The 24,978-nt window shown below is 65.6% G+C and carries 22 protein-coding genes and 1 tRNA gene; 13 read left to right on the forward strand and 10 right to left on the reverse strand.

Annotation, left to right across the window (positions count from 1 at the left end; all coding sequences use genetic code 11):
* Positions 1-26: 26 nt before the first annotated feature.
* Positions 27-701, reverse strand: a complete 675-nt coding sequence (locus tag HLH35_RS18020; protein WP_182980482.1) for an ATP-dependent Clp protease proteolytic subunit — start codon at positions 699-701, stop codon at positions 27-29.
* Positions 702-961: 260 nt separating this feature from the next.
* Between HLH35_RS18020 and HLH35_RS18025 the strand changes: the two genes are divergently transcribed.
* From HLH35_RS18025 to HLH35_RS18050, 6 genes are all read left to right on the forward strand, one after another.
* On the forward strand, positions 962-1,906 hold the full coding sequence (locus HLH35_RS18025; RefSeq protein ID WP_246385203.1) for a hypothetical protein: 945 nt from the start codon (positions 962-964) through the stop codon (positions 1,904-1,906).
* A gap of 169 nt (positions 1,907-2,075) precedes the next feature.
* Positions 2,076-3,338: an LL-diaminopimelate aminotransferase gene (locus HLH35_RS18030; RefSeq protein WP_182980464.1), complete on the forward strand. Its 1,263-nt coding sequence runs from the start codon at positions 2,076-2,078 to the stop codon at positions 3,336-3,338.
* A gap of 121 nt (positions 3,339-3,459) precedes the next feature.
* Positions 3,460-4,812, forward strand: a complete 1,353-nt coding sequence (locus tag HLH35_RS18035; RefSeq protein ID WP_182980484.1) for a homoserine dehydrogenase — start codon at positions 3,460-3,462, stop codon at positions 4,810-4,812.
* 67 nt (positions 4,813-4,879) lie between these two features.
* Positions 4,880-5,875, forward strand: a complete 996-nt coding sequence (gene glpX / locus HLH35_RS18040) for a class II fructose-bisphosphatase (RefSeq protein ID WP_182980465.1) — start codon at positions 4,880-4,882, stop codon at positions 5,873-5,875.
* 6 nt (positions 5,876-5,881) lie between these two features.
* Entirely contained in the window at positions 5,882-7,726 is a 1,845-nt protein-coding gene (gene recJ, locus HLH35_RS18045) for a single-stranded-DNA-specific exonuclease RecJ (protein ID WP_182980466.1), read from the forward strand.
* Between the two features lie 89 nt (positions 7,727-7,815).
* A tRNA-Glu gene (locus HLH35_RS18050) sits at positions 7,816-7,891 on the forward strand.
* A 48-nt stretch (positions 7,892-7,939) separates the two neighbouring features.
* On the opposite strand, the gene HLH35_RS18055 is transcribed toward HLH35_RS18050, so the two are convergent.
* Positions 7,940-8,320, reverse strand: a complete 381-nt coding sequence (locus HLH35_RS18055; RefSeq protein WP_182980467.1) for a site-specific integrase — start codon at positions 8,318-8,320, stop codon at positions 7,940-7,942.
* A gap of 243 nt (positions 8,321-8,563) precedes the next feature.
* Here HLH35_RS18055 and HLH35_RS18060 point away from each other — a divergent pair, with 243 nt between their 5' ends.
* The 3 genes from HLH35_RS18060 (at position 8,564) to HLH35_RS20265 (ending at position 10,071) form a co-directional block, all read left to right on the forward strand.
* The gene (locus HLH35_RS18060) at positions 8,564-9,244 is read left to right on the forward strand and encodes a hypothetical protein (RefSeq protein ID WP_182980468.1); all 681 of its coding nucleotides are present in this window, start codon (positions 8,564-8,566) and stop codon (positions 9,242-9,244) included.
* Between the two features lie 10 nt (positions 9,245-9,254).
* On the forward strand, positions 9,255-9,533 hold the full coding sequence (locus HLH35_RS18065; protein WP_182980469.1) for a type II toxin-antitoxin system RelE family toxin: 279 nt from the start codon (positions 9,255-9,257) through the stop codon (positions 9,531-9,533).
* Positions 9,534-9,936: 403 nt separating this feature from the next.
* The gene (locus HLH35_RS20265) at positions 9,937-10,071 is read left to right on the forward strand and encodes a hypothetical protein (RefSeq protein WP_275944262.1); all 135 of its coding nucleotides are present in this window, start codon (positions 9,937-9,939) and stop codon (positions 10,069-10,071) included.
* A 1,171-nt stretch (positions 10,072-11,242) separates the two neighbouring features.
* On the opposite strand, the gene HLH35_RS18070 is transcribed toward HLH35_RS20265, so the two are convergent.
* On the reverse strand, positions 11,243-11,431 hold the full coding sequence (locus HLH35_RS18070; RefSeq protein WP_182967560.1) for a YqaE/Pmp3 family membrane protein: 189 nt from the start codon (positions 11,429-11,431) through the stop codon (positions 11,243-11,245).
* A gap of 509 nt (positions 11,432-11,940) precedes the next feature.
* Here HLH35_RS18070 and HLH35_RS18075 point away from each other — a divergent pair.
* Positions 11,941-12,471 (forward strand): DUF2501 domain-containing protein, encoded by a 531-nt coding sequence (locus HLH35_RS18075; protein WP_182980470.1) that lies wholly within the window; start codon positions 11,941-11,943, stop codon positions 12,469-12,471.
* A gap of 87 nt (positions 12,472-12,558) precedes the next feature.
* On the opposite strand, the gene HLH35_RS18080 is transcribed toward HLH35_RS18075, so the two are convergent.
* The 4 genes from HLH35_RS18080 to HLH35_RS18095 all read right to left on the reverse strand — a co-directional run bounded on the left by HLH35_RS18080 (position 12,559) and on the right by HLH35_RS18095 (position 17,900).
* On the reverse strand, positions 12,559-14,943 hold the full coding sequence (locus tag HLH35_RS18080; RefSeq protein WP_182980471.1) for a hypothetical protein: 2,385 nt from the start codon (positions 14,941-14,943) through the stop codon (positions 12,559-12,561).
* Complete coding sequence (locus HLH35_RS18085; RefSeq protein ID WP_220790762.1) at positions 14,927-15,994, reverse strand: DUF3142 domain-containing protein; 1,068 nt, start codon at positions 15,992-15,994, stop codon at positions 14,927-14,929. Before HLH35_RS18085 ends, HLH35_RS18080 begins: the two co-directional genes overlap by 17 nt.
* A 253-nt stretch (positions 15,995-16,247) precedes the next feature.
* The gene (locus HLH35_RS18090) at positions 16,248-16,769 is read right to left on the reverse strand and encodes a hypothetical protein (RefSeq protein WP_182980473.1); all 522 of its coding nucleotides are present in this window, start codon (positions 16,767-16,769) and stop codon (positions 16,248-16,250) included.
* Between the two features lie 87 nt (positions 16,770-16,856).
* On the reverse strand, positions 16,857-17,900 hold the full coding sequence (locus tag HLH35_RS18095; RefSeq protein ID WP_182980474.1) for an NAD-dependent epimerase/dehydratase family protein: 1,044 nt from the start codon (positions 17,898-17,900) through the stop codon (positions 16,857-16,859).
* Positions 17,901-18,401: 501 nt separating this feature from the next.
* On the opposite strand from HLH35_RS18095, the gene HLH35_RS18100 reads away from it, so the two are divergent.
* Positions 18,402-19,376 (forward strand): DMT family transporter, encoded by a 975-nt coding sequence (locus HLH35_RS18100; RefSeq protein WP_338029392.1) that lies wholly within the window; start codon positions 18,402-18,404, stop codon positions 19,374-19,376.
* A gap of 271 nt (positions 19,377-19,647) precedes the next feature.
* The gene (locus tag HLH35_RS18105; protein ID WP_182980475.1) at positions 19,648-21,288 is read left to right on the forward strand and encodes a dihydroxyacetone kinase subunit DhaK; all 1,641 of its coding nucleotides are present in this window, start codon (positions 19,648-19,650) and stop codon (positions 21,286-21,288) included.
* A gap of 75 nt (positions 21,289-21,363) precedes the next feature.
* Here HLH35_RS18105 and HLH35_RS18110 read toward each other — a convergent pair whose 3' ends face one another.
* Positions 21,364-21,849 (reverse strand): MarR family winged helix-turn-helix transcriptional regulator, encoded by a 486-nt coding sequence (locus HLH35_RS18110; protein WP_182980476.1) that lies wholly within the window; start codon positions 21,847-21,849, stop codon positions 21,364-21,366.
* A gap of 170 nt (positions 21,850-22,019) precedes the next feature.
* Complete coding sequence (locus HLH35_RS19805) at positions 22,020-22,751, reverse strand: hypothetical protein (protein WP_220790763.1); 732 nt, start codon at positions 22,749-22,751, stop codon at positions 22,020-22,022.
* A 105-nt stretch (positions 22,752-22,856) separates the two neighbouring features.
* Here HLH35_RS19805 and HLH35_RS18120 point away from each other — a divergent pair, with 105 nt between their 5' ends.
* Positions 22,857-23,306 carry a MerR family transcriptional regulator gene (locus HLH35_RS18120; protein ID WP_182980477.1) on the forward strand — a complete coding sequence of 150 codons (450 nt, stop codon included), beginning with the start codon at positions 22,857-22,859 and terminating at the stop codon, positions 23,304-23,306.
* A gap of 20 nt (positions 23,307-23,326) precedes the next feature.
* On the opposite strand, the gene hflX is transcribed toward HLH35_RS18120, so the two are convergent.
* Positions 23,327-24,673, reverse strand: coding sequence for a GTPase HflX (hflX, locus tag HLH35_RS18125; protein WP_182980478.1), 1,347 nt, complete (start codon positions 24,671-24,673; stop codon positions 23,327-23,329).
* Positions 24,674-24,978 lie beyond the last annotated feature (305 nt).

Consider the following 24,978-nt stretch of genomic DNA (forward strand, 5'->3'; position numbering starts at 1 on the left):
ATGGGGGGGAGGAGGGGGGCCAGCGATCAGTGGATGTCGGAGATGGTGGAGATGATCCGTGTCACCAGGCCGTAGGCAATCGCCTCTTCGGCCGACATCCAGTAATTGCGGTCGGTGTCGCGGCAGATCTTCTCGTAGGTCTGGCCGGTTTCACGCGCGAACAGGCGGTTCAGCCGCTCGCGCATCTTCACGATTTCCCGCGCCTCGATATCGATATCGGTGGCGGGGCCGCGCACGCCGCCCATCGGCTGGTGCAGCAGGAAGCGCGTGTTGGGCAGGCAGTAGCGGCGCTGCGGGTTGCCGGCGGCGAAGATCAGCGCGCCGGCCGAGGCCACCCAGCCGGTGCCGATCACGTTCACCGGGGCGACCGAATCGACGAAGCGGATCATGTCGTGAATCGTATCGCCGCTTTCGACATGGCCGCCGGGCGAGTTCACATAGACGTCGATCGGCCTGTCGGACGCGCCGGCCAGCGCCAGCAGGCGGCCGGTGACGTCACGCGCCAGCTTGTCGTTGATCGCGCCGAACACCAGCACCTTGCGCTGGTCGAACAGGCGGCTTTCAAGCTCGTTGACCGGTGAGGACAGGGTCTTGTTGTCGTCGGGTTCCTTCGGTTCGGGACCCTGGGGCTCGGGGATGTCGGGACCGTTCGGGTCTTCGTCATCCATCCGGATACGGTGGTTCGGCTGCATGCCGTTCAGCATCATGATCTCCCTGTATCCAGGACTGGTCTGCGTCATCACTCTATCCTGCGCCGCCTTCGGGCTGGTGCCAAGACCCGTCCTGTGCCGCGCCCTCTGCGAACCGGCGGCGCGGCTCTCTAGCTCAAAGCCCCGGGGCCGGGCTAGTAAGGGAGGGCAGACAGCCAGACGCTGGTCACGGAGAGAAGATGGGTATGAAAGCGCCGCTGCCAAGAGACCGTTCGGCTTTGGCCTGCCCGGCGGGCCGCCGGAGGGCAGCCATGGGTGCGGTGCTGGCGGGGTTGCTGGCGGGTGGCCTGCCCCTGGGCGGCTGTGCCCATCGCGACGCGGTCGATACCACGCTGGACTGGTGGCATCAGTATCAGGGCGGCGTCATCGCCCAGCAGCGACCCCCGCCGCCGGGCGCGCATGACCCCTATCCCGCCGTGGGGCTGACCCCGACCACGCCTCCCGTCCTCCCATCGGCCGAGCGCCGCCAGGATGTGACCGAATCTCTGATCGAACAGCGCAATCTGGCGCACCGGATGGCGGCGGAGGTCGGGCCGCTGACGAATACGGCCCCGCCTGTGAGCGCCGCGCCGGCGCGGCCTTCCACGCCGGCCGCTCCGGCGACGACCGAGGCCACGCCTTCGGCGACGCTGGATGCGGCGGAGGCGCCGCCGCCCGTGGCATCCAGGCCCGCCCCGAAAGCGTCTTCGGCCCACGGCGATGCTGGTAAGGACGGCGGCGGGCCGCTGGTGGCGATGCCCGAGGTCGGGGCGGATGTCGGCGGCGTGGGCGGCAAGGCGCCGGCGGCATCGGCGCCGCCACCCGAGATTCCCGCCGGGCCGCCGACGGCACCGGATCTGCCCGGCTTCGCGGTGCCGAGCGATGCCGCCGTTGCGGCGAGCCGCCCGGATTATGTCCTGTCGGACCCGGGGGGAACGCGCATTCTCTTCCCCGTCGGCAACGACCACCCGGTGGCGGGGCAGGAGAAGGAGATCGACAGCGTGGCGCGCCATACGCCCGGCGGCCCGCTATTCGTCCATGGCTATGGCGAGGCCGCGTCGACCGATTCGACAGAGCAGGCGCGGGCGATGGCGCTGGCCCTGCTGCGTGCCCGTGCGGTGGCCGACCGCCTGGCGGCCGATGGGGTGCCGGCGAAGGCGATCCACCTGCGCGCCCATCCGTTTGGCGACGGGGTGCGCATCAGCACGGCGGAGTAGGGGCGTGCGGCGCGGTTGCCTGTCGGGCGCGGGCGTCGCTAATATCCGCGACTGGTGGGGAAACATCCCGCCAGTCGCGACATGCCGCCGGAAGAGCGGTGCGAAACGGCCATCCTGAACCTTGTCCGGGGCGCTGGGTCCCGGGCAAACAGTCTCAACGAGCCAACCCATGACAGAAGAATTCCATCGCATCCGCCGCCTGCCGCCCTATGTGTTCGCCGAGGTGAACAAGGCCAAGGCCGCGGCCCGAGCTAGGGGCGAGGACATTATCGATCTGGGCATGGGCAATCCCGACAGCCCCACCCCGCCGCATATCGTGCAGAAGCTGGTGGAGACCGTGGCCGACCCGCGCGCGCATGGCTATTCGGTCAGCAAGGGCATTCCCGGCCTGCGCCGGGCGCTGGCGGGCTATTACGACCGCCGTTTCGGCGTGGCGCTGGACCCGGAGACCGAGGTGATCGCCACCCTGGGGTCGAAGGAAGGGCTGGCCAACCTGGCCGCCGCCATCACGAGCCCGGGTGACACCATTCTGGTGCCCAACCCGTCCTATCCGATCCATCAGTTCGGCTTCATCATCGCCGGGGCCTCGGTGCGCTCGATCCCGGCGACGCCGGACGAGGAGATGCTGCGCGCGCTGGATCGCGCGGTGCGCCACTCGGTGCCCAAGCCGACGGCGCTGATCGTCAATTTCCCTTCCAACCCCACGGCCTATGTCGCGGATCTGGATTTCTATCGCGAACTGGTGGCCTTCGCCCGTCGGCATGAGATCTGGATCATGTCCGATCTCGCCTATGCCGAGATCTATTTCGGCGACAAGGTGCCGCCCTCGATCCTGCAGGTGCCGGGGGCGAAGGAAATTGCGGTCGAGTTTACCTCGCTGTCCAAGACCTATTCCATGGCCGGTTGGCGCATGGGCTTCGCCGCCGGCAATCCGCGCCTGATCAATGCGCTGACGCGGATCAAATCCTATCTGGATTACGGGGCCTTCACCCCCATTCAGGTGGCGGCGGTGGCGGCCCTGAGCGGCCCGCAGGATTGTGTCGCCGATATGCGCACGCTCTATCGCGACCGGCGCGATGTGCTGATCCGCGGCCTGCATGCGGCGGGGTGGGACGTGCCGTCGCCGGAAGGGTCGATGTTCGCCTGGGCGCCGCTGCCGGCTGCGTTCCGCGAGATGGGCAGCGTCGATTTCTCGAAGCTGCTGCTGAAGGAAGCGGGGGTGGCGGTGGCGCCGGGACTGGGCTTTGGCGAGTATGGCGAGGGCTTCGTGCGGATCGGGCTGGTCGAGAACACGCAGCGCCTGCGCCAGGCGACGCGGGCGATCCGGCAGTTCATGGGCCGTCATGGCGTCAATCTGCCTGATCTGGCGGCTTCCGGCCGCCGGGTGGGGAAGGATGCGGACCTGGCTGCCGATGCGGCGCCGGTGATCTGACTTTGCGGCCGGGGCGGTCCCGGCCGGTTTTTTTTGACCCGGACGCGGCGCGGTGGGCGCCGCGTCCGGCTGATCGCTGAATTCAGGAACGACGACAGGATATCAGGTGACCGGACGGATGATGGGTACGGGTGGCACGGGCGGACAGGCGGGCGGAACGGGGTCGGCGCCATTGCGGATCGGCATCGCGGGGCTGGGGACGGTCGGGGCCGGGCTGGTCAAGCTGCTGCGCGGCAACGCGGCCATCGTCGGTGCCCGGGCCGGACGGCCGGTGGTGGTGACCTCCGTGGCCGCGCGCGACCGCACCCGCGACCGGGGCATCGATCTGGACGGCGTGACCTGGCATGACGATGCGCTGGCGCTGGCGCATGACCCGGACGTGGATGTGGTGGTCGAACTGATCGGCGGTGCGGAGGGCGTTGCCCGCCGGCTGGTGACGGAAGCGCTGCGGGCCGGCCGGCCGGTCGTGACCGCCAACAAGGCGCTGATTGCGGTGCATGGCGCCGAGCTGGCGGCACTGGCCGAACAGGCGGGCGTGCCCTTGATGTTCGAGGCCGCGGTGGCCGGCGGCATTCCCGCCATCAAGACCGTGCGCGAGGGGCTGGCCGCCGACCGGTTGAACCGGGTGGGCGGCATCCTGAATGGCACCTGCAACTACATCATGACCGCGATGCGCGAGAGCGGCCGTGCCTTTGCCGATGTGCTGGCCGAGGCGCAGGCGCTGGGTTACGCCGAGGCCGATCCTTCGACCGATGTGGACGGGATCGACGCGGCGCACAAGCTGGCGATCCTGGCCGGGTTGGCATTCGGCCGGCCGGTGGCGTTTTCCTCGGTGCATGTCGAGGGGATTCGCGCCATCGACGCGCTGGACCTCACCTTCGCCCAGACGCTGGGTTATCGCATCAAGCTGCTGGGCCTGGCCCGCCGGCGTGAAGATGGGGTCGAGGCCCGTGTTCATCCCTGCCTGGTGCCGGAGAAGATGCCGATCGCGCAGGTGGACGGGGTGTTCAATGCCGTGCTGGTCGAGGGTGCGTTCGTCGGCCGGCTGATGCTGGAAGGGCGGGGCGCGGGCGAAGGGCCGACTGCCACCGCCGTTGCCGCCGACCTGATCGACATCGCGCGCGGCAATGCGGTGCCGGTGTGGGGCCGCAGCACGGACGGGCTGACGCAGGTGGAAGCCCTGCCGCGCACCGCCTTCCACGAGGAATATTATCTTCGCCTGCAGGTGCACGACCGGCCCGGCGTGATCGCCGACGTGACGGCCGTTCTGCGCGACCATGGCGTGTCCTTGCGCAGCATGTTGCAACATGGGCGCGCCGCCGACGATAGTGGTGGAGCGGACGAACCGTCCGTGCCGCTGGTGCTGGTCACGCATCGGACACAGGAATCCGCCATGATGGCGGCACTGGCCCGGATCGCGGCCCTGCCGGCCGTGATCGGCGAGCCGGCGATGATTCGTATCGAGGCCGGCTGACTATCCTGACGGCCCCGTCCAACAGGCCGGCGACGAGAACCGGCCCAGACAGCTAAGGAACAGAGTGATGACGTCCACACCCACTGCCGCCTACCAGGTCACCGACCGCAACCTGGCCCTGGAACTGGTCCGCGTGACCGAGGCGGCGGCGATGGCCGCATCGCACTGGACCGGTCGCGGCCAGAAGAACGAGGCCGACGGCGCCGCCGTGGAGGCGATGCGTCTGGCGTTCGATACCGTGGCGATCGACGGCACGGTGGTGATCGGCGAGGGTGAGATGGACGAGGCGCCGATGCTGTTCATCGGCGAGAAGGTGGGGGCCGGCGGCCCGGCCATGGATATCGCCGTGGACCCGCTGGAAGGCACCAACCTGTGCGCCAAGAACATGCCCAACGCCCTGACGGTGGTGGCGCTGGCCGAGGCGGGCAATTTCCTGCATGCGCCCGATGTGTACATGGACAAGATCGTGGTCGGTCCCGACCTGCCGGAAGGGGTGGTGGACCTGGATGCCAGCATTGCCGCCAACCTGCGCGAGCTGGCACGGGCCAAGCGCAAGGATATCAGCGAGCTGACGCTGTGCGCGCTGGAGCGCGAGCGGCATGAGGAGCTGATCGCCAAGACGCGTGAGGCCGGGGCGCGGGTGATGCTGCTGAGCGACGGCGACGTGGCGGCCGCCATTGCCGCCTGCCTGCCGGACGGCGAGGTGGATATCTATGCCGGCTCGGGCGGGGCGCCCGAGGGTGTGCTGGCCGCTGCCGCCGTGCGCTGCGTGCGCGGCCAGATGCAGGCCCGCCTGCTGTTCGAGGATGACGAGCAGATCCGCCGCGCGCGGGAGATGAATCCGGGCAAGGACCCGTCGCGCAAGCTCGGTCTGTTTGACATGGCGAAAGGCGATGTCCTGTTTTCGGCCTCCGGGGTCACCACCGGCCCGCTGCTGCGCGGCATCCGCCGGGATGGCCGGCGCGCCGTGACCCATTCGATCGTCATGCGCTCGAAATCCGGCACGGTGCGTTTTGTCGAGGCGCATCACGATTTCACCACCAAGACCTGGCCGGCATACTGACGGCCTATGTTGCCTTCGGTTGTGGCTGACGGGCTGCTGATGGAAGCGCCTTCCGACCCGGTTGAAGGGGTGGTGCTGGGGGTGCGGTCCAGCCTGGGTGGCCGGCGCTGGCTGTGGCGGGATTCCCGTCTGGCCGATGCCGGGGGGCGGATCGGGCTGATGATCGCGCAGCAGGCGGGCGTGTCCGAACTGGTCGGGCAGATGCTGGCGGCGCGCGGGCTGGATGGCGGCACGGCCGCGACCTTCCTGGACCCGACGCTGCGGGCGCTGATGCCCGACCCCTCGGCATTGCAGGACATGGATGTGGCGGCCGACCGGCTGGCCGAGGCGGTGCGCCGGGGCGAGACGGTGGCCGTGTTCGGCGATTACGACGTGGATGGCGCCTGTGCGGCGGCGTTGGTCACCGGGCTGCTGCGCCAGTTGGGCTGCCCGGTGATGACCCATGTGCCCGACCGGATGACCGAGGGTTATGGCCCCAACGCTCCGGCGCTGGACGCGCTGGTGACGCGGGGGGCGACGCTGGTGGTTTGTGTCGATTGCGGCACGGCGGCGGGCGATGTGCTGGCGACGCTGGCCGGGCGGGCCGACATTGTGGTGCTGGATCATCACAAGGCCGAGGGGCCGCCGCCTTCCGTGCTGGCCACCGTCAATCCCAACCGTCCGGACTGCCTGTCCGGCCAGCGGGGCCTGTGCGCGGCGGGGGTGGCATTCCTGACGGCGGTGGCGACCGTGCGGGCGCTGCGTCGGGCGGGCTGGTTTGCCGGTCGGCCCGAGCCGGATCTGATGGCGTTTCTCGATATCGTGGCGCTGGCGACCGTGTGCGATGTCATGCCGCTGACCGGGCTGAATCGGGCGCTGGTGACGCAGGGGCTGAAGATGCTGGCGCGGCGGCGGCGGATCGGGCTGGAGGCGTTGCTGGAGGTTGCGGGCGCGCGCGACCCGCTCTCGGCCTTCACCTGCGGTTTCGCGTTGGGGCCGCGTATCAATGCGGGTGGGCGGATTGCCGAATCCGGGCTGGGGCTGGATCTGTTGCTGTGTGACGATGCTGCCGAGGCGCGTCGGTTGGCTGAACGGCTGGATGCGGTGAACCGGCGCCGCCAGACGGTGGAGAGCACGATCCTGGATCGCGCGATGGAAGAGGCGGCGGCCCAGCGCGAGGCCGGGCATGCGGTGCTGGTGCTGTCGGGGCGGGATTGGCACCCGGGGGTGGTGGGTATTGTCGCCGGCCGGATCAAGGAACGGTTCAACCGCCCGGTGCTGGTGGGGGCGGAACTGGAGGACGGGACGGTCAAGGGATCGGGCCGGTCGGTCGCCGATATCGATCTGGGGGCGGCGATCATCGCGGCACGCCAGATGGGATTGCTGACCACCGGTGGGGGTCATGCGATGGCGGCGGGGTTCTCGCTGCCCGCGGGCGGGGTGCCGGCGCTGCACGATTTCCTGAACGAGCGCCTGCGCGATGCGGGGGCTCTGCCGGATGCGGTGGATGTGCTGATCGAAGGCGTGGTGCATGTGGCCGGCGCGACGGTGGAGCTGGCGACCGATATCGGCCGCATGGCGCCGTTTGGTGCGGGTAATGACGAACCGGTGCTGGCCATTCCGCGCGTGCGGGTGGTGCGCGCCGACCGGATCGGTCGCGAAGGCGGCACGCTGCGGGTGCTGGTGGAAGGCGAGGGTGGCGGCCCGCGGCTGAAGGCGCTGCTGTTCCGCGCCGACGACCACCCCGCCGCCGCGATGCTGGAAGACCGCAATGCCCCGCCGCTGCATCTGGCGGGCTGGCTGCGTGCGGAAAACTGGAATGGCCGCACCGATGCCAGCTTCTTCATCCGCGACGCGGCGGTGGCGAGCTGAGGGGCGATGGCGCAAAGAAAATGTCATTATCGCGCGGACGGGGCTTGACCGCTCCGCGCCATCGGGATACGAACCGCGCCAAGCCAGATGTCCCATTCGTCTAGAGGCCTAGGACACCGCCCTCTCACGGCGGCAACAGGGGTTCGAATCCCCTATGGGACGCCAGTAACTTAGTATGAGTTATGCACAGGCATTTGTGGCCCATGTGGACCACTACAATTCAAAATCATCTGCGATGCTCCCGAGATAGGTCGGATCGAATTTTCGATAGACACGCCGCAGGGTCGCTGGCTCTGTGGCTAGCCAGTCGGCTGCCTGGTAGATCGGAACGCGGTCCATTGCGAACCATGACACCACGCTATGCTTCAGGTGGTGCGGGGTCGGCTTCCATGACAGACCAGTCCGCTGGCATGCCTTCGAGAACGACCAGCGTAATCCGGTAGGTACGGCTTTCCCGTGCCAGTGAACAACATTGGGGCCAAGAGCATTCGCCTGTGCGACGTCCATGTCGCGCCGCAGGGTCTTGGTGATAGGTAAGACCGAACGCCGCTTGCTCGTGATTGGCTTGTCTTGCTCCGGGAAATCGATCAACACGCGGGCGCTGCAACCCTTCCTATCTGTAGCCGGGGCTGTGGGCGGCGTCCTCACCCGCGCCGCGCGCGCGGCCGGATACGAGAAGCTGGGCCAGATCGCGACGCTGATGGTGCTGCATCCGGAGTTCGGTCGGGCGCCGCTATGGCACAGGAGCATAAAAAGTCATGAGTTTTTTTTATCACCGACGGTAAGACGCTTGATTCGCTTTTGGTAGCGCTCTTCATTATAAGGACACCTATGAAGATGGCGACGGCCCTGACGGTTGCGCAGTTGCTCTCTACTCACCCTGATGTGAGTGGAGTGTTCGATGTCGCGCGGGTGTCGGACAGTGCGAAGATCCCATCGGTGGGGGGAGATAATTTTCAGAACCCAGGCGCCGGTGCAGAAGCAAGAAATCTTGCTAAAACAGTTCAATCTTTCGAGAAACACACAAAAGAATTAATCGCTTCTGTTGCTCCAGTAAAAAATGGATGCCTACTGCTATCCGAAATGATAGAGAGATCTCTGCAATCAGATGTCTCTAATATCGTTGATGAAAATGTTAATACTGTCGGCGTTAAGTTTTTCTATATTAATTATTTAGATAGTCAGATTAAAATAATAGAGTCCAACAGGATTGATCTTCATCCATTTCTTACTGAGGTTCCTGAGTATTTATCTTCTATGTCTTCCGTTCTTTTTTCTAGCGGAAGGTCGATAGAAAATGAAAAAAATGGGAATGTTAAGGCTATACGAGATAGTCTTCTTTCGATCGCGGAAAGCATGCAATTGGCATCTGTGGCAATGAAAGAGTCATCCGAGGCGCAATTTAGATATCTTCTCCTGCTAAAGATGCTGCGAGGGGCGCTTGACGAGGAACTTGAACCTCGGCCCATTTCCTCAACTGAGGAAATGAAGGATTTCCTCTCGGAAGTGTGGGCTTGACGGTTTTCCTATGGACGATTTTTCCTTGGCGAAAATTGATGCAAATCCAACAACAATCAAAACACTAAAGAAAATAGATGGTTCAATAAGAAAACAAGTATCAAATGCATTGGAGAGATTTGCGTCAAATCCAGTGCAGCCGACATTAAAATTTGAGAAGATAACAAACTCTCATATTTTATATTCGATTAGAGCGAGTCTACATATTAGAATATATATGGCGAATTACGAAGATTATTTAATGACTATTGTTCATATTGGGAATCACGATATTCCAGAAGGGTTCTGATCTCCCAAACCCTTCCGCTGCTCCGAGGCAGCAGCTTGCCGGAGCGCCACGCTGATCAATTACAGGTCGTGTTTACAACGCCATTCCCTATGTAATTAGACTGGCAATTAGATACATGAGGATAAACGACCTACGGCCGTGGCTTGATAATTATCACTTGCGGTTGAGGCAGTTGCGGCGTCACACATATATTGTGTGGGTGAAAAATCTCCGCGCTGAAAATTATCATACCCTGACGTCCCCGGCAGGGAGTCTTCATGAGCATATCCAGCCGCACAATCCCATGGATGGTGCGCACACCCGCTTAGAATTCCCGCACACGCCAGAACAATAAAACGCCTCATCTTACACGCTGGCGGACCAGGTATTCTATCCGGTCTGGGGCTCGGCCGCGCCGGACGAGTTGAATGCGCTGCGGCTGGCCATGGCCGGTATGGGGGGCGCCTATCTGGGCGTGCAACTGGTGCTGGCCGACCAGGCGGAAGGGGGCGTGTGGGACACGACCACGCCCGGGGACCACCCGCACGCTCGGCCCTGAAGCAAGCTGTCCCAGGTGGCTCAGAGCGCTCCCGCCGGGGTTTTGCTGCGAGAAGTTCGGAGGGGTTCGCCGGGTATTGTGCTGACGGTTGGGGTATCCTCGACTGGCCGGGAAGGGGAGGCGAGGATGAAGCACTGGATTGTGTGCGTGGCTGTTGTGGCGCTGGCCGGCTGCGTTCGCCAACCCCGGCATGAGTACGGGGAAACGCCCGCATGCATGAAATACCGATCGATGATGACCGCGCCCATGCCGCCGGACGCTATGAGGCGGTTGCAGGAGCGGTGTGAAGGCAGCCGGCGGCCGTGGTAATTGCCATTTCTTCTGTATAATTCCCTGATTTCCGTGTGCGATTCCAGCCATGTGTAATCGTCGGAAGTATGCAAAGAGGGACGCCGGACGTGCCGGATAACAGGGCGCCTGAGGCGAAAACCAATCGGGGGCAGTTTCAGAAGGGCCAGAGTGGTAACGCTGGTGGCAACCCGGAGGCTCTGCGGGAGGTGATCGAGCTTGCGCAGGAGTATATGCAGCTTGCCGTGGAGCGGCTGGCCCATTGGCGCGCTCGAACGAGCCGGCGGCCGGCGTTGCGGCGTCCAAGGAACTGCTCGACGGTGCCTGCGGCAAGTCGACGGTAAGCCCTTCCAGATCGTCATTCGCAGGATGGGCGATGGCGGGGGCGAGCTATCGGGCTGCTCTATCCTGCGTCATGTGCTGCGACGATGCGTAATGAGAATGCAGAACGCCCCGTTCCCACACCGACGCAGCCTGCGCAGAACCGTAAGGCCTTTCCATGCCAGTGCACGGCATAGGGGCCGATTGCCTATGGTGCCGGTTATCGGGGCATTCCGTTCACTTGACCGAGCCTGGGGTATGGCGTGGGGGCTGCCCAGGGGTGGGCGGTTCCCTGGGGTCCCGGCCCTGGGCGATATCGCCATAGGCGCCGGTCTTTGTTGTCAGGGGAGGTTTTTTGCCCTTCGTGGTCTTTGTGGGAACTCCCCCTGATTTTCCCTTGGTGTTTCCCATTTCGCCCTCCTGCGGCCGATAGATCGACAGGAAATGGGTATCTGCCCGGCGATCGCAAGGGACGATACATCTGGGCAAAAGCGCCAGACCGGCGGACCTGCGGAATCAGTCTCTTCGGCCGTTATTCAGGGAAAGTCGGGATGGGGCAGGGTCAGCCGCGCATCGCCTTTTTGATTTTCTGGTCGGTCTTGTATTGGCTGAGGGCATAGACCGACCAGATGGCGGCGGGAATCCAGCCGATGATCGTAATCTGGAGAAACAGGCAGACGATGCCGGCAATCGGCCTTCCGATGGTGAAGAACTGAAGCCAGGGGAGGATGAGGGCGAGGAGGAGGCGCATTCGGCAAGTCTCTTTGCGGGCATGTTGATAAATGGGCTCTGACGCAATGCGGGAGAGACCGTTGCGCCGTGTATTCTGCGGGCGTTCCGGCGGCAAGCCAAAGGGAAAGTTTCAAAACGGCCATTGGGGGCTGGGGACGGGGGAGCGCCTCTCCTGTCCCTGTGTACAACCATGTGGATAATGGGTACAAAGACTCGTGGTCTGGCGGGTGCGCATTGTCAGATCGCCTGTAATGCCGTGCCAATCTTCCGGTTTTCTTCTGATGCGCGGACGCTGGACGTCATGTCAGTCCGCGCGGGTGGCGATGTGGGCATACAATAACCGGTGTGAAGAGAATATCTGGCATTGTGATGATGCTGTCGGCGTGAATTGTTTCAGTATGGAATAGAACTGTCGGTTATCCGGCACGTTTGGTCTTTGGATCATGCGGCCCATAACGATGTGACATGATGCCTGTCATATGTCGTGTCTTGGGTTGTTGTTTGGATGACCTGCTGAAAGGTTCGGTAATGCTGACGAATCGCTTTTTTGCCCTGGCGGTTTCCTGTGGGGTCGCGCTGTCCGTGGTTGGGACGGCGCACGCGCAGAGCACGCCGGCGCAGGTGCCGGCGGGAACGACGCTTTCGACCCAGCCGGCTGGTAGCGTGCCGGTGACGTCGCCCACCGATCCGGCGTCCAATCCGGCCACGCAGGGTGCGCAGATCGTCACTGGTGTGACGGGGTCGACGACGGTTGCGACGCCTGGCGTGCTGGGCGCAAACGGGCTGCCCACGCTGGCTTCGGCCGGTGCCGGTAACGTCGCCGGTCTGGTGACCTATTGCATCCACAAGAAACTGGTCAATGGCACCACGGCACGCAGCACCGCGCGTGCGCTGGTCAAGCGCGACGACGTGAAGAATGACCAGTTCTATTCGGTTGGCGGGCAGGGCCTGCTGCAGACCGGGACCAGCACGCCGTTCGATATTTCCACGCTCGACCGGTCGAAGCGTGTCGAATTGTGCAGCGATCTGGTCAAGAAGGGCCAGTCCCTGTCCGACTGATGCGTTCGGCTTGAGGGCACCGATGAGACCATGCGAGGAGGCATGGTTTCCTCGCATGGTCGCGTCGGTAGCGGCGGGCAATCGGCGTTACAGCCGCGCCATCATGCTTGCGAGCGGCGCCGTCAGGTACCGGTGCAGCCATCGGTGCAGGGGGCGGAAAGGGCTTGTATAGGGATCGGTAGCGGCGGACTGGAAGTCGGGTGCCGGGCAGTGCTGGCCGAAATTTTTCGCGAAGGGGACGGATGCGCCCTGGCGGACATAGCGGTGGTACAGTTCCGCGTCTGCCCCCATGCCCCAGCCTGCGGCGTGGCATAGTACCGCGGCGAAGGCCTGCGAGCGGGCGGGGAGCAGATCGGCGGCGTTTTCCGCCTGGTCCACCGCGATGGCGCGATAATGAAAACGCCGGTAGGGGGCGGCCTCGCTGGCGGCGAAGCGGGTGCGTTCGCCCTCGGTGACCAGCGGGCCGGACAGGGCGGCGGCGGTGCGGGCCTTTCTGGTCAGGGGGATGGTCGGCTGGCTGTCGGTGGGGGAGAGAACCGCGACGGTGCGGCCCGCGCCTGTGGTGAAGCCGCCATTGAACACGGCATAATCCGGGTCCTGCTCGGTGCCCATGATCTCCATGCCGTGGGCGCGGGCGATGCTGGCGGCGGTAAACCACGCCTGCGCGCGGCCCACTGCGGTCCAGCGATGCCGTGCATCCCGCAGGGCGTTGCCATAGGCTTTGGCCCAGGTGCGGAACGGGACGGGTTTGCCGTCCGTGACATAGTGCGGATCGTCATCTGCAGGGAAATATCGGAGGGATTCGGTGATGCGCCCGGCGCGCACCAGTCGCCGGGCCAGGATCATCCGGATGGCGTCGAATTCGGGCGGGGCCGCCGATGGCGGGGCCTGCCCTTGCGCCGCGGGGATATGGGCATCGACATAATGCCGCAATTCGTCGACCGTCAGCACCCGTTCGGCCAGATAGGCGGCGTCGAAGGCCACGCCGCTTTGGCTGCCTGCATTGACCGCGGCGGCATAGAGGCAGTCGAACGCTGCGACATACTGTCCCCGGGACAGGGTGAGGACGCCCTGTTCGGCGCGGAGGCGACCGATTTCCTCCGGTGCCAGGCCGTCCGCGACGATGGGAAATGCCTTGGCCGCTTCGGCATAATATCGGGCCGCGGCGGCAAGGTCGCCGTGCTGGATGGCCAGTTTTGCCAGTACCCAGCGCGATAGTGCGCCGGGCTGCATGGTGGCGAGCGTCTTCGCCAGATCGTAGCGGCCGCTGCGATAGGCCAGGGTGGCCAGCCGGTCGGCGTGGGCGATATGTTCGACCCCGCGCGCGTGAATGGCATCGACCAGGGTGACGATGGCCGGGTTGGGGCGGATGGTCCGGATTTCGGTGCAGTAGGGGCAGCCATTGCCGGCAATGCCGCGTGCGGCGTCGTGATAGCCCAGGCCGCCCCGATCTGGTGCGGCATAGTCGGACGCCGTTCGCGGATCGTCGTTGATGATGTCGCCGGTGCGGGCCAGCGCATAGGCCACCAGCAGGTTCTGGCTGAGTGGATCGTCGATCAGGTGCTCGGTGCGCCGTGGGTCGGCCATTGCCCACGCGGCGATGAGCAGCAGCGACGTGGCGCCGCTGGCGGACCCGCGTGCTGCCTGTTCGGCATAGAGTGCGATGGCGTGTTTGAGGTTTGCAGGGTCGATGCTGTCGGCGCAGGGCGCGCCGGTCAGGAAGGCTTTCCAGCCACAGGCCGTCCTGCCATCCATCAGATAGGATCTCGCCTGTTCGCCATAGCTGGCGACGGCGAGGGAGAGCGGGTCGGGAGCGTTCTGCCGTGCAAGGGCGCGGGCCTGGGCGAAGGCGTGGGCCGCGGCCTCGCGCGCATCTCCGCTGCCGGTGGCGAGCAGCCTGTCCATCTGCAGGCGGCCGAGCATGTAGGCCGCCCAGACCGCCCGGTCCTGGCCCTCGCCATCCGGGAGGTCCAGCACGGCCTGGAAGCGTTTGCGTGCATGTTCGGCATAATCGCCGCCGAGCTTGCGGGCGAGGGCGTAATCGACCGCGCCGGCTGTATAGAGGCGGATCGCGGCGGGCAGGCCGTCCGCATGCGCGTAGGCGGAATCGCCGTCGATCGCGTCGCGCATCATCGCAACGCGGTTCTGCTGCAGGGGGGAGAGGGCGTCCATCCCTGGTTCGGGCGGGGCGCTGTCCGGGTCCGCCGGCTGGGCGGTTCGGGGCGCGGGCCTGGCGACCCGGAGCGAATCGTCCGGTATGACGAGGTGGCTGACTGCGTAGGCGAAGGATGTCGCCGGTGTGGTCTTGAGCGTAGCTGCGCGGTCGTCCAGCAACTGGGTTGGAAAATCCATGCCGCAGGCGAGGACGATTGAAATGCCGGCCACGCTCGACAGCGTGAAGGCCAGCCCGTAGCGTTGCGCGGCGCGCCGGCCCGGTGCCATCGGTGCGGGCGGATCAGTCCTGTTTTTCATCGGTTCCTGCATAGGCTCTGACTGTTCCCCGGTCACACCGCACCCATCCGATGACGGATTGTTGTCCCGCCCGCAGCAGCCCGGGCTGCTCGCGCCGCAGCCACATGCCGCCTGCATCATAATCCAGGCTGTAGCCGTTCAGACCATCGGCCCCGGACGGGCAGGCACTGTCGATCCGGATGGAGGGGGGGGCTTCGGAATCCGCGTTGCCGCCATTGGCCAGGACGATATCGTAGGGGGCAGAGGCCGAGGGGCGGCGCAGGCTGACCGACAGCGCGGCGTGCAGCGGCTGGCGGGTGACCACCGCGCGCCATGTCGGCAGGCTCCACGCCCGCCTGTCATCTTCCGTCGGCAGGCGGAACCAGACCCAGCCGGCCAGTCCGTGCGGCGGGGCATGTTCGATCCGCTTCATGAAGGCGGCGATGTCGGCGGGAGGCGCGACCAGTTCATGCCCGCTATCGGCGCCCATGAAACGATCCTGCTCGCTCTCGACAGCCGCGATCCGCCCGTCGGTTCCCCAGGTGACGCGCGTGCCGTAGGCGGGCAGGGCCACATGCCATGGGCCGTGGCGGCGCAATGCGAAGGCCCGGACCCAGTCATGGGCCCTGGCCGGGTTGAAGAGGCCGAATTGCGGGTTCTGGACGGCATGGATCTGCAACACGGCGTCATCGACCCGGGCCAGTACGTCCTCCAGCGCGGGGGAGGCCAGCCAGGCCGGCAGGATGGTGACGGACAGGGGGATGGTGCCCGGCCCCAGACGGCCGCGCAGCAGCGCCAGGAACCGCGCATAGGCCGGCAGGCGGACGGTCGCGCAATCATGGTCGATTTCGATGCCCGCGACCGCGATGCCGCGCTGCTGCCAGGCGGCTTTCAGCGCCAGGATGCGGGCGGCCAGCTGCTCTTCATCCCAGTCGGCCAGTTGACCCTCGATGCGGATCACGGCGATGACCGGTATGTGGCCCTGGGCCAGCACGGTGCTGTCGGGGTTTGTGTCCACCCACACGCCATGCCCGTCCAGTTCCGCCGCGAGGATGCGCCAGGTGTGGATCATGTCCCGGCTGGCGGTGACGGCGGAGCTAACGGCGGGCGTCCATTGGCGTTGCCAGATATAGGCGTCGCTGGGCAGCTTCCGGCTTGTGCGGGTGGTGAAGGCTGCGTGGATACCGACAAGGCACAATAGAAATGCGATTGGGATATAGGGTTTTTTCAAAAAATCAGTCATTTCGCCTGGTCATGCGCTCCGGGAACGGGGAAGGACGCGTCCGCGTCCGGAGCGTGTTTCGCCGCGTGCCGTCGGGGCAGGGTCAATGGGTTCGGCTCAATGTTCCGTCCGCGACCGGCCGGAAGATGGTGCTGCCCGGCGGCGCCATGGAAAATGAGACGCCGAGCCGGTTTGGGGCCAGCAGACGGTAGCCGAGCCGGAAGACCGGCTGGCCAGGGGCGGCGGAGCTGGTGAAGGTGACGGCGTGCCCCGGTTCGATCGCGGCCCGGTCGTAATGGATGACATGCCGCCCGTCGGAATAGTCGGCATGGAGCGTGCTGCCTTCGGGATAGATCATCATGATCTGGTCGAACCCGCCGGAGGGTTTGCCCGCCCGGTCGAACAGATCGGTATGGTCGCGACGAAGCAGCACCGCGCCGCCCGCTTCGGCCGTGATCGTGGACTGGCCGGTCGTGGTGCCGCCGGTATCGGCGAGGGTGCCCTGGCCCGCGTTCCATGTACCGACGAGAAAGCGGATGCCCGACAGGCCGGACGCGGGCGCCTGCGCCATGGTGGGGGATATCCCTGCCAGCAGAAGGGCCAGAAAAGCAGCCTGCGTCCTCATGCGTGTTCGTCTCCGGCGTGGTTCATGGATGATCTTGCCCGTGACGGGGCCGTGGTCAACCATCTTCCTGCCCCGCCCGGAGGGTGGTCAGGGGATCAGGCGGCGTTGGCGCATGCCGTCCAGATGGGCCAGCAGGACCTCGTCCGACCGGCGCGTCATGCCGGGAAAGCCGGCCTGGCGGGCCTTGGTGACGTCGAAGATCGCGTCGGTCCGCACGTGGAAAATGAAATCGCCGAAGCTGCCGGGGCTGATCCGGCGGGTGTCGGCTTCCGCCAGTCCCTGGCGCGCCGCCAGGGCGGACCAGACGGGGGCCAGTGCATGCAGGCGCTGGTCGAGCGAGATCGGCTGGGGCTCGCCGACCCTCAGCCCGAACCATTCCGCCAGGTGCGGCCAGACATGCGACCAGCGGAAGACGTCGCCATTGGTGATGTTGAACGCGCCATCGGCCTGTGTCGTGGCGGCCCACAGGGCGGCCTCGCCCAGCACCTGGGCACCCGTTACGTTCACCAGCGTATCGTCATAGGCCGCCGCCGGGCCGGGAAACTGCATGGCGGTGCGCGTCTCGCGGCACAGCGTGCCGTAGACGCCGATCAGGTTGCCGAGATTCATCGCCGAACCCAGCGAATGGCCGATCACGATATCGGGGCGCAACGCGGTCCATCGCACGCCCTCGCGCTCCAGCAAGCGGGCGAAATCCTCGTGCCGGAAATAGAGGTTGGGCGGGAAATGGCGGCTGTCATCCTCGCGGGCCGGAGTCTTGTAGACGCCCAGATGCGCGCCATAGACCTTGCCACCCTGGATGATGATCAGCCGTTCCAGCCGCGCCCCGGCGATGTGCAGGGCTGCGACCAGGTTTTCCAGCATCGCGGCGTTCTGGTCGGCTTCGATGCCCGGATCGGCATCGGGCTTCAGCGCGGCGTAGAACAGATGCGTGACCGGTTTGAGCGCCGCCTTCCAGCCGGCCAGACCGACCGGGTCCAGCAGGTCGGCGCTGATATGGGCGCCGACCCCCGGCCCCTGCGCCGCGCGGCCGAGGGTGGAGACGGTCCAGCCCGCGTTCTGGAATGCCTCCAGCGCCGCCAGCCCCACGACGCCGGTGGCGCCTGCGATCAGGATATGTCTGTCGACCATGTCATGCCTCCTGCGTGCCGGGCGGGGATCGTTGCCTTGGAGGGAACAGAAGGCGCTTTGAGAGGGTGGGTTTCTGTTGTTTTTTGAAAAAAGAACCAAAAAACTTTTGATCTGTTCAGGAGTTTTGTGTCCGGGAGATATGACGTCCCTGAACGATGAGAAGTCTTTCTTCTTCTTTTGCGGAAGGCAGGAGAAGAGATCGTGGGGCGGTGTCTTAATATTCCTCACAATTTTTTGTTTATAATGGCTCCTGAAATAAAAATGGATTTTCCGTCGCCGATGCATGTTCTGTCCGCGAATGTCCCGGCGGGAGTCACGTGCCTGTGATAACTGCGCTGTTCTGGCGTGCAGGGGGCATGGTATTTTTGGGCGGACATCATGCCGTTTTCCATGATGGTCCGGACGTTCATCGGCGATCTTGCGGAATGGCTCTGAAACGGGCAGGGGGCATCGCTCTTGTCGGATCCATCCTGCGTCCGCCCCTTTCCCGAGACCATCAGAGTGACCCATCCCGCTCCTTCCTCCCCGTCTCATGGCGGTGCCGATACGCTGCGCGGCATCATGCTGGCCTTTGCCGCCTTCGCCGCGTTCTCGTTCAGTGATGCCAGCGTCAAGCTGATCCGGGACGGGTTGCCGCCGTATGAATGCGCTTTCTTCGGGTCGTTATGCGCCGTGGTGGTGTTTCCGTTCCTGCTTGGAGGGAAGGACCGGCTGGTCGATGTGTTCGCGACCCGGAACCGCCGGCTGTGGATGGTGCGGTTCATCGCCTATCCGCTGGGCATTATCGGTAGTGTGACGGCCTTCAGCCACCTGTCGATGGCCGAGGCGTTCACCCTGATCTTCCTTCAGCCTTCGTTCGTGACGCTGATGTCGATCGTCTTCCTCAAGGAGCGGATCGGCCTGCCGCGCTGGGTGGCGATCGCGCTTGGCTTCATCGGCGTGCTGATCGTGCTGCGGCCCGGCCTGAGGCCGCTGTCGATCGGTCATCTGGGGGCGGTGGTTGCCGGTCTGGCAGGGGCGATATCGGTCGTGACCTTCCGGGCGTCGGGGGCACATGAAAAGCAGATCTCGCTGTTCGGGGCGGGCATTCTCGGCGGCATCACCATCTGCGGACTGGTCAGCCTGCCGACCTTCGCGCTGCCCAGCCTGCATCAGGTTGCGCTATTGGCCAGTTACGGGCTGCTGGCGGCGCTGGCGAATGTGCTGCTGATGCATTCCGCGCTCCACGCATCGGCGGGGGCCATCGCGCCGACCCAGTACAGCCAGATGATCTGGGCGCTGGCGATCGGTCATCTGGTGTTCGGCGACAGGGCCGACATGGTGACGCTAAGCGGTATTGGCCTGATTATCTGTTCCGGCCTGATCACGCTGGTCCGCGAGCAGGAAAAGCATGTGCCCGGCCCGCCGCCGATCGCCGTCAGCCGTGGGCATGCGGCGTCGATGCTCGTGATCGAGGATCACGACGAACCCGCCTGATCCGACATGTGCGGGTGGCGGCGGGGCATGCCGGCCTCGCCGCACCAGGGAACGGGGTGGCGGTGCGGGGCGTTTGTCCGGCATCGGGGCGGTGCCGGCGCGGTGTGCGCCGGCATTCCTGCGCCCTGCTGTCTACCGCCGTGCAAGCGGGGGCGGGTCGCGTGCGGGCGGCGTTGTCGTGGACAGGGGAGCTTCCTATTGTCCTGCACCTTCCGCCGTCCGGTCGGCGCGGAGGCGCATTGTGGAATTCGGAGCGAAAGGCTTTTCCGGCATGAAAAGATTCTTCAACACGCGCGAACGTCTGGTGCCCGAGGCGCTGGAAGGATTGCTGCGTTCGCCCGCCGGGAAGGATCTGTGCCGCCTGGATGGTTATCCCGACATCAAGGTCGTCCTGCGGCGGGACTGGGACCGGGGTGCGGGCAAGGTCGCCGTGATTTCCGGTGGCGGGTCGGGGCACGAGCCCGCCCATGCCGGCTTCGTGGGGCGCGGCATGCTGACGGCAGCGGTCTGTGGATCGCTGTTTGCCTCGCCGGGGGTGGATGCGATCCTGGCGGGCATTCTGGCCGTGACCGGCGAGGCCGGATGCCTGCTGGTGGTGAAGAACTATACGGGCGACCGGCTGAATTTCGGGCTGGCCGCCGAGCAGGCACGCGCGCTGGGACTGAAGGTGGAGATGGTGATCGTCGGTGACGACATCTCGCTGCCCGGCCACCGGCAGGCGCGGGGCATTGCGGGCACGGTACTGGTCCACAAGGCTGCCGGCCACATGGCCGAAAGCGGGGCGTCGCTCGACCGGGTGGCGGCTTTTGCCGGCGGCGTGGCGGCGCGCACGCGCTCGATCGGCCTGTCGCTGAGCGATTGCGATACATATGACGAAGAACATGCCAGCCGTCTGGCGGCGGATGAGGGCGAACTGGGCCTGGGCATCCATGGCGAGCCGGGAGCGCAGCGCATTGCGCTGGCCGATGCCGGTGCGCTGATGGCGCTGGCGGCGGATGCTCTGCTGGAGACCCTGCCGGAGGGCGATGCGCGCTATGCCCTGATGCTGAACAATCTGGGCACCACGCCGGTGATCGAGATGTCGCTGCTGCTGGAAGCCTTCGCCGGCAGCGCGCTGGCGCGGAAGGTTGCGCTGGTGGCCGGCCCGGCGCCGTTCATGACCGCGCTGGACATGAACGGGTTTTCCCTCACGCTGGTGGAACTGACCGGTGAGATCGCGGCGGCATTGCAGGCCGATGTCGGACCCACGGCGTGGACGGGCATGGCGCCGTGGCAGGAGCCTGTGGTGATTCCCGTGCCGGCGTTGCCGGATATTTTTGCTGCCGAGCCTTCGAACAATCCCGCCCTGCGCGATGCGGTGCAGCGTGGCGCGAAGGCGCTGCTTGAGAACGAGGAAGCGCTGAACGCGCTGGACGCGCGCATCGGCGATGGCGATGCCGGTTCCACCTTTGCCGAGACTGCGCGTGTGATCGACGGGGCGCTGGACCGGTTGCCGCTGGCCGACCCCCAGGCGCTGATGCAGACGCTGGGCCGCCTGCTGGCCCGGCATGCGGGCGGGTCGAGCGGCGCGCTGCTGTCCATTCTGTTCGCGACGGCGGGGCGCAGCACACAGGAGCGCTGGCAGGCAGCTTTGCTGGAAGGCATCGCGGCGATGCAGGGTTATGGCGGGGCGCGGGAAGGCGACCGCACGATGCTCGATGCGCTGATCCCGGCCGTGCGGGCGCTGGATGAGGGCGCGGCGTGGGCAGACATCGTGCGCGTGGCGCGCGGCGGGGCCGATGCGACGGCGAGGATGGGCAAGGCGGAAGCCGGGCGTGCCTCCTATATTCCCGAAGGGCAACTGGACAACGTGCCCGATCCGGGTGCCGAGGCGATCGCTCGGCTGTTCGAGGCGCTGGTGCCGGGGAAATAATGCCCGTGTGAAGAGAGGCGGGGGCGGCGGGCTTCCTCTCCGTTGGTCAAGGGGTCACGGGCCCCTTGAGCCCGTTCAGGCGCTTTCGGCGGGAATGTTCGCCATGCCTTCCGCGAGCATTCCGATGAGGCGGATGAGCTGATCGAAATCGGTCTCGCTCCAGTCCTGGAAGAGCGCGATGGCCATGGTCTCGCGCGCGCGGTCGACGGCGTCGGTCGCTGCTTTGCCCTGCGGGGTGATCGTTGCTTCACGCACGCGGCGGTCCGCCGTGCTGCCGTGGCGGGTGACCAGCCCCAGTTCCGCCAGCCGTGCGATCTGGCGGCTGACCGTGGTGTGGTCGCGGCCGACGCGGCCGGCGAGATCGACCACGCCGATCGGGCCCAGCCGCTCGACCAGCACCAGTAACGGAAACAGCGCGCGTTCCAGCGTGAGGCCAGCGGCCTTCAGCATGGCTTCGTTCCGCTCCGGCCGGTTCATCACGCCGACAATTTCGATCAGTGCGCGATGCAGGGCGGGGAGCTTCGTGCGGATGTATGCGTCATGCATCGTTTTGGTCGGCATTCTGGTGCGCTCCTCAGTGTGTGCCTTAGGCACACGAATGGTCGGGAGGGAAGCGGAATGGATGTTTCACGTGACACGGACATTCTGATGTGCGGTGCGGGCGGACAGGTGCGGCGACCTGTCTGGCCGATGTTCTGCCTGTAGCGGGTTGGGAACGTTTGCGGGGCCGGTCAGTGGCGGAGGAAGCCGGCGATCGGTGCCTCGAATTTCGGCCACAGAGAGGCCAACGCCATCATGACAGTCGCGAAACCCATGATGTGCAATGTCGAGGTGGCGGGCCGTTTTCCGGTCTGCCGGGACTGCTGGAGGACGCGGAGCCAGCCGGCCGCCACAGCCAGGAGGGCCACCGGCGTGACGTAACGATGCGCATCGGCGAACCATGCCAGGATTCCCCCGACCGACCCCAGCAGGACGGCGGGGAGGGCGAGCGGCAGAACGCAGCAGACGCCGCAGGCGAGTGCCGCCGTCGATGCCGTCGCGGCGGCGGCGCTGACGGCCCGATTGCCTTGCGGTTTCGCTTCGGCCTTCGCCGGGCCGCAGTTTCCTGCGCATCCGCAGGGGGCGGGCTGCGGCGTCTTTTCCTGGAACATGGCGAAGATCGTCTCGGCGGCATCGCGTGCGGCCTCTGGCGCGGTGACCACGAGCGTCAGGGTGTCGGGACGGTTTTTCAGGTCGAAGCTGAGGAAGGCGCAGCATGCCTGTTCCTGCGCGATCAGTCGCCGGATGTCGGCGATGGCGGAGGGGGCGTAATCGAGCGTCAGGCGCAGATCGTCGCGTCGGGCGGCTTTCAGGGCCCGCGCATTCAGGTCGGCGATCCAGACCATTCGCTGCCGGTAGCTGTCGCCGTCCAGCATGCAGGCAATCGGTGCCTGGTCCGTGGCCGTGTCCATTCCTTCGCTCATGTCTGCTCCTGGGTGTGCTGTAGTAGCGTGTGGCGCCATGCGCGCCGCTCGCCAGGGCATACATGTTCAAGTAACTTGAGGTTCAAGGGCTATTTGGGGGGCGTGATGGCAGGATACAGGATTGGTGCGCTTGCCGGGCGTACCGGCACCAATGCGGCAACCATTCGTTATTATGAGGAGATCGGCCTCCTCCCGCGCCCCGACCGGCGAGAGGGTAACCAGCGCTGTTATGGCGAGGATGATGTCCGTCGCCTGACCTTCATCCGCCGTTGTCGCGATTTCGGCTTTTCGATCGAGCAGGTGCGGACCCTGGTCTCGCTGGTCCAGGATCGGTCGCGCTCATGCATGGAGGCGCGCGATCTGGCGCAGACGCATCTCTCCGCCGTGCAGGTAAAGCTGCGCGAACTGGCGGCGCTGGAGAAAAGCCTCGTTCAGTTCGTGGCGGCGTGCGATGCGGAATGCGCGGGTGGTCCGGGGCCCGATTGCTGCATCCTGGATGATCTGTCGGGGACGATGAAGCCGGCTGCCGGTTGCTGCGGGACCGGATTGCCCTGAACGGCCCAGGGTTGGCGGTTTTACGCGAGCATGCGCCGCAGCCGGGCCATGGCACCGGGTAGGGCGCGCACCTTCAGCACGCGGCCGGTTTCGTCATGTTCTTCGGACAGGACCCGTGCGCTCTCGTAGATCTCGCCGATCAGTTTCTGTTTGGCGTAAGGCAGAACCAGAACATCGTCGATCATCTCGGCCTCGAAAAAGGCGATGATGGTCTCGCGCAGGGCGCCTACATCGTCCGGTGCGTGGGCGGAGAGCATGATCGCGTCGGGATGTTTTTCCAGCAGGGCGGCGCGGCGGGTGGCGTCTACCCGGTCCATCTTGTTCAGGACGAGGCGGGACGGTACGGTATCCGCGCCGATCTCGCGCAGCACGCTGCGGCTGACCTCCAATTGCGCTTCATAGGTCGGGTCCGACGCATCGACCACGAAGAGCAGCAGTGAGGCTTCCAGCGCCTCGGACAGGGTGGAGCGGAACGAGGCCACCAGATCATGGGGCAGTTGCTTGATGAAGCCGACCGTATCGGAGACGAGCACGCGCGGCCGGGTTTCGGGCTGGAGCGTGCGCACCGTGGTGTCGAGCGTGGCGAAGAGCTTGTCCTGCACCAGCACCTCGCTGCCAGTGAGGGCGCGCATCAGGGAGGATTTGCCGGCATTGGTATAGCCGACCAGGGCGACGCGTAGCTGGTCGCGGCGGGCGGAGCGGCGCTGGTCGCTGTCGCGCTGCACCGCTTCAAGCTGGGTTTTCAGTTCCGCCAGCCGGTCGCGGATCTTGCGGCGATCGAGGGCGAGATTGCTTTCGCCGGCGCCGGGGCCCTGCTGGCGGCCGCCGCCGTGGGAGGATTCACGCAGGCGCGGGGCGACATATTTCAGGCGCGCCATCTCCACCTGCAATTTCGCCTCGCGGGTGTTGGCATGGCGGTGGAAGATTTCGACGATGACGCCGGTGCGGTCCAGCACCTGCGCACCCGTGGCGCGTTCGAGGTTGCGGATCTGGCTGGGCGAGAGTTCGTGGTCGACGATCACGAATTCGGGCCTGTCGGAGGCATTCGGCTCGGGTTCGGCCGGCCCGGGGGCTTCGGCGGTGGCCTCGAACCGTTTCCGGGCCTTGGTCATGGGGGGTGTCGCCATGGAGGTGATGACGCCGCTGCCGCCGGTCAGGGCGGCTAGTTCCTCCAGCTTGCCGGCGCCCAGAAGCGACGCGGCACCCGTGCCTTCGCGCTTCTGCGACACCGAGCCGACGACTGCATAGCCCAGGGTTTTGACCAGGCGGCCCAGTTCTTCGAGGCTGGCTTCATGGGCGACGTCATCGACATCGGGGGTCTGGATGCCGACGAGAACGGCGCGCGGAATGGGGGGAGTGGTTTCCATCGCTCGCTTGTAGCACGGATCGTGACCAGGTCCGGAGCAGTTTGCAGAGCCGGCTCCGCCGGTTTGTTCTTTTTTGCAAAAAAGAACCAAAAAACTCTGATTCGTTCAGGAGCCTTGTGCTGGGAACAGGCGATGGCCCTGAACAGATCAAAAGTCTTCTTGCTTCTTTTTCTTCAGAGCCTGACCGAAAATGCGGGCTGGCGAGCGAGAGCGGCCCGAAGGGTCGCGCCCGGCGTGGGTTTCCAAGCATCGGGGCGGAGCGGCCTCGGAGGCTGCGAGCACCGAAGAACAGGAAACGCGCGTCG

The sequence above is a fragment of the Gluconacetobacter asukensis genome (genome assembly GCF_014174375.1).
GTDB lineage: Bacteria > Pseudomonadota > Alphaproteobacteria > Acetobacterales > Acetobacteraceae > Gluconacetobacter > Gluconacetobacter asukensis.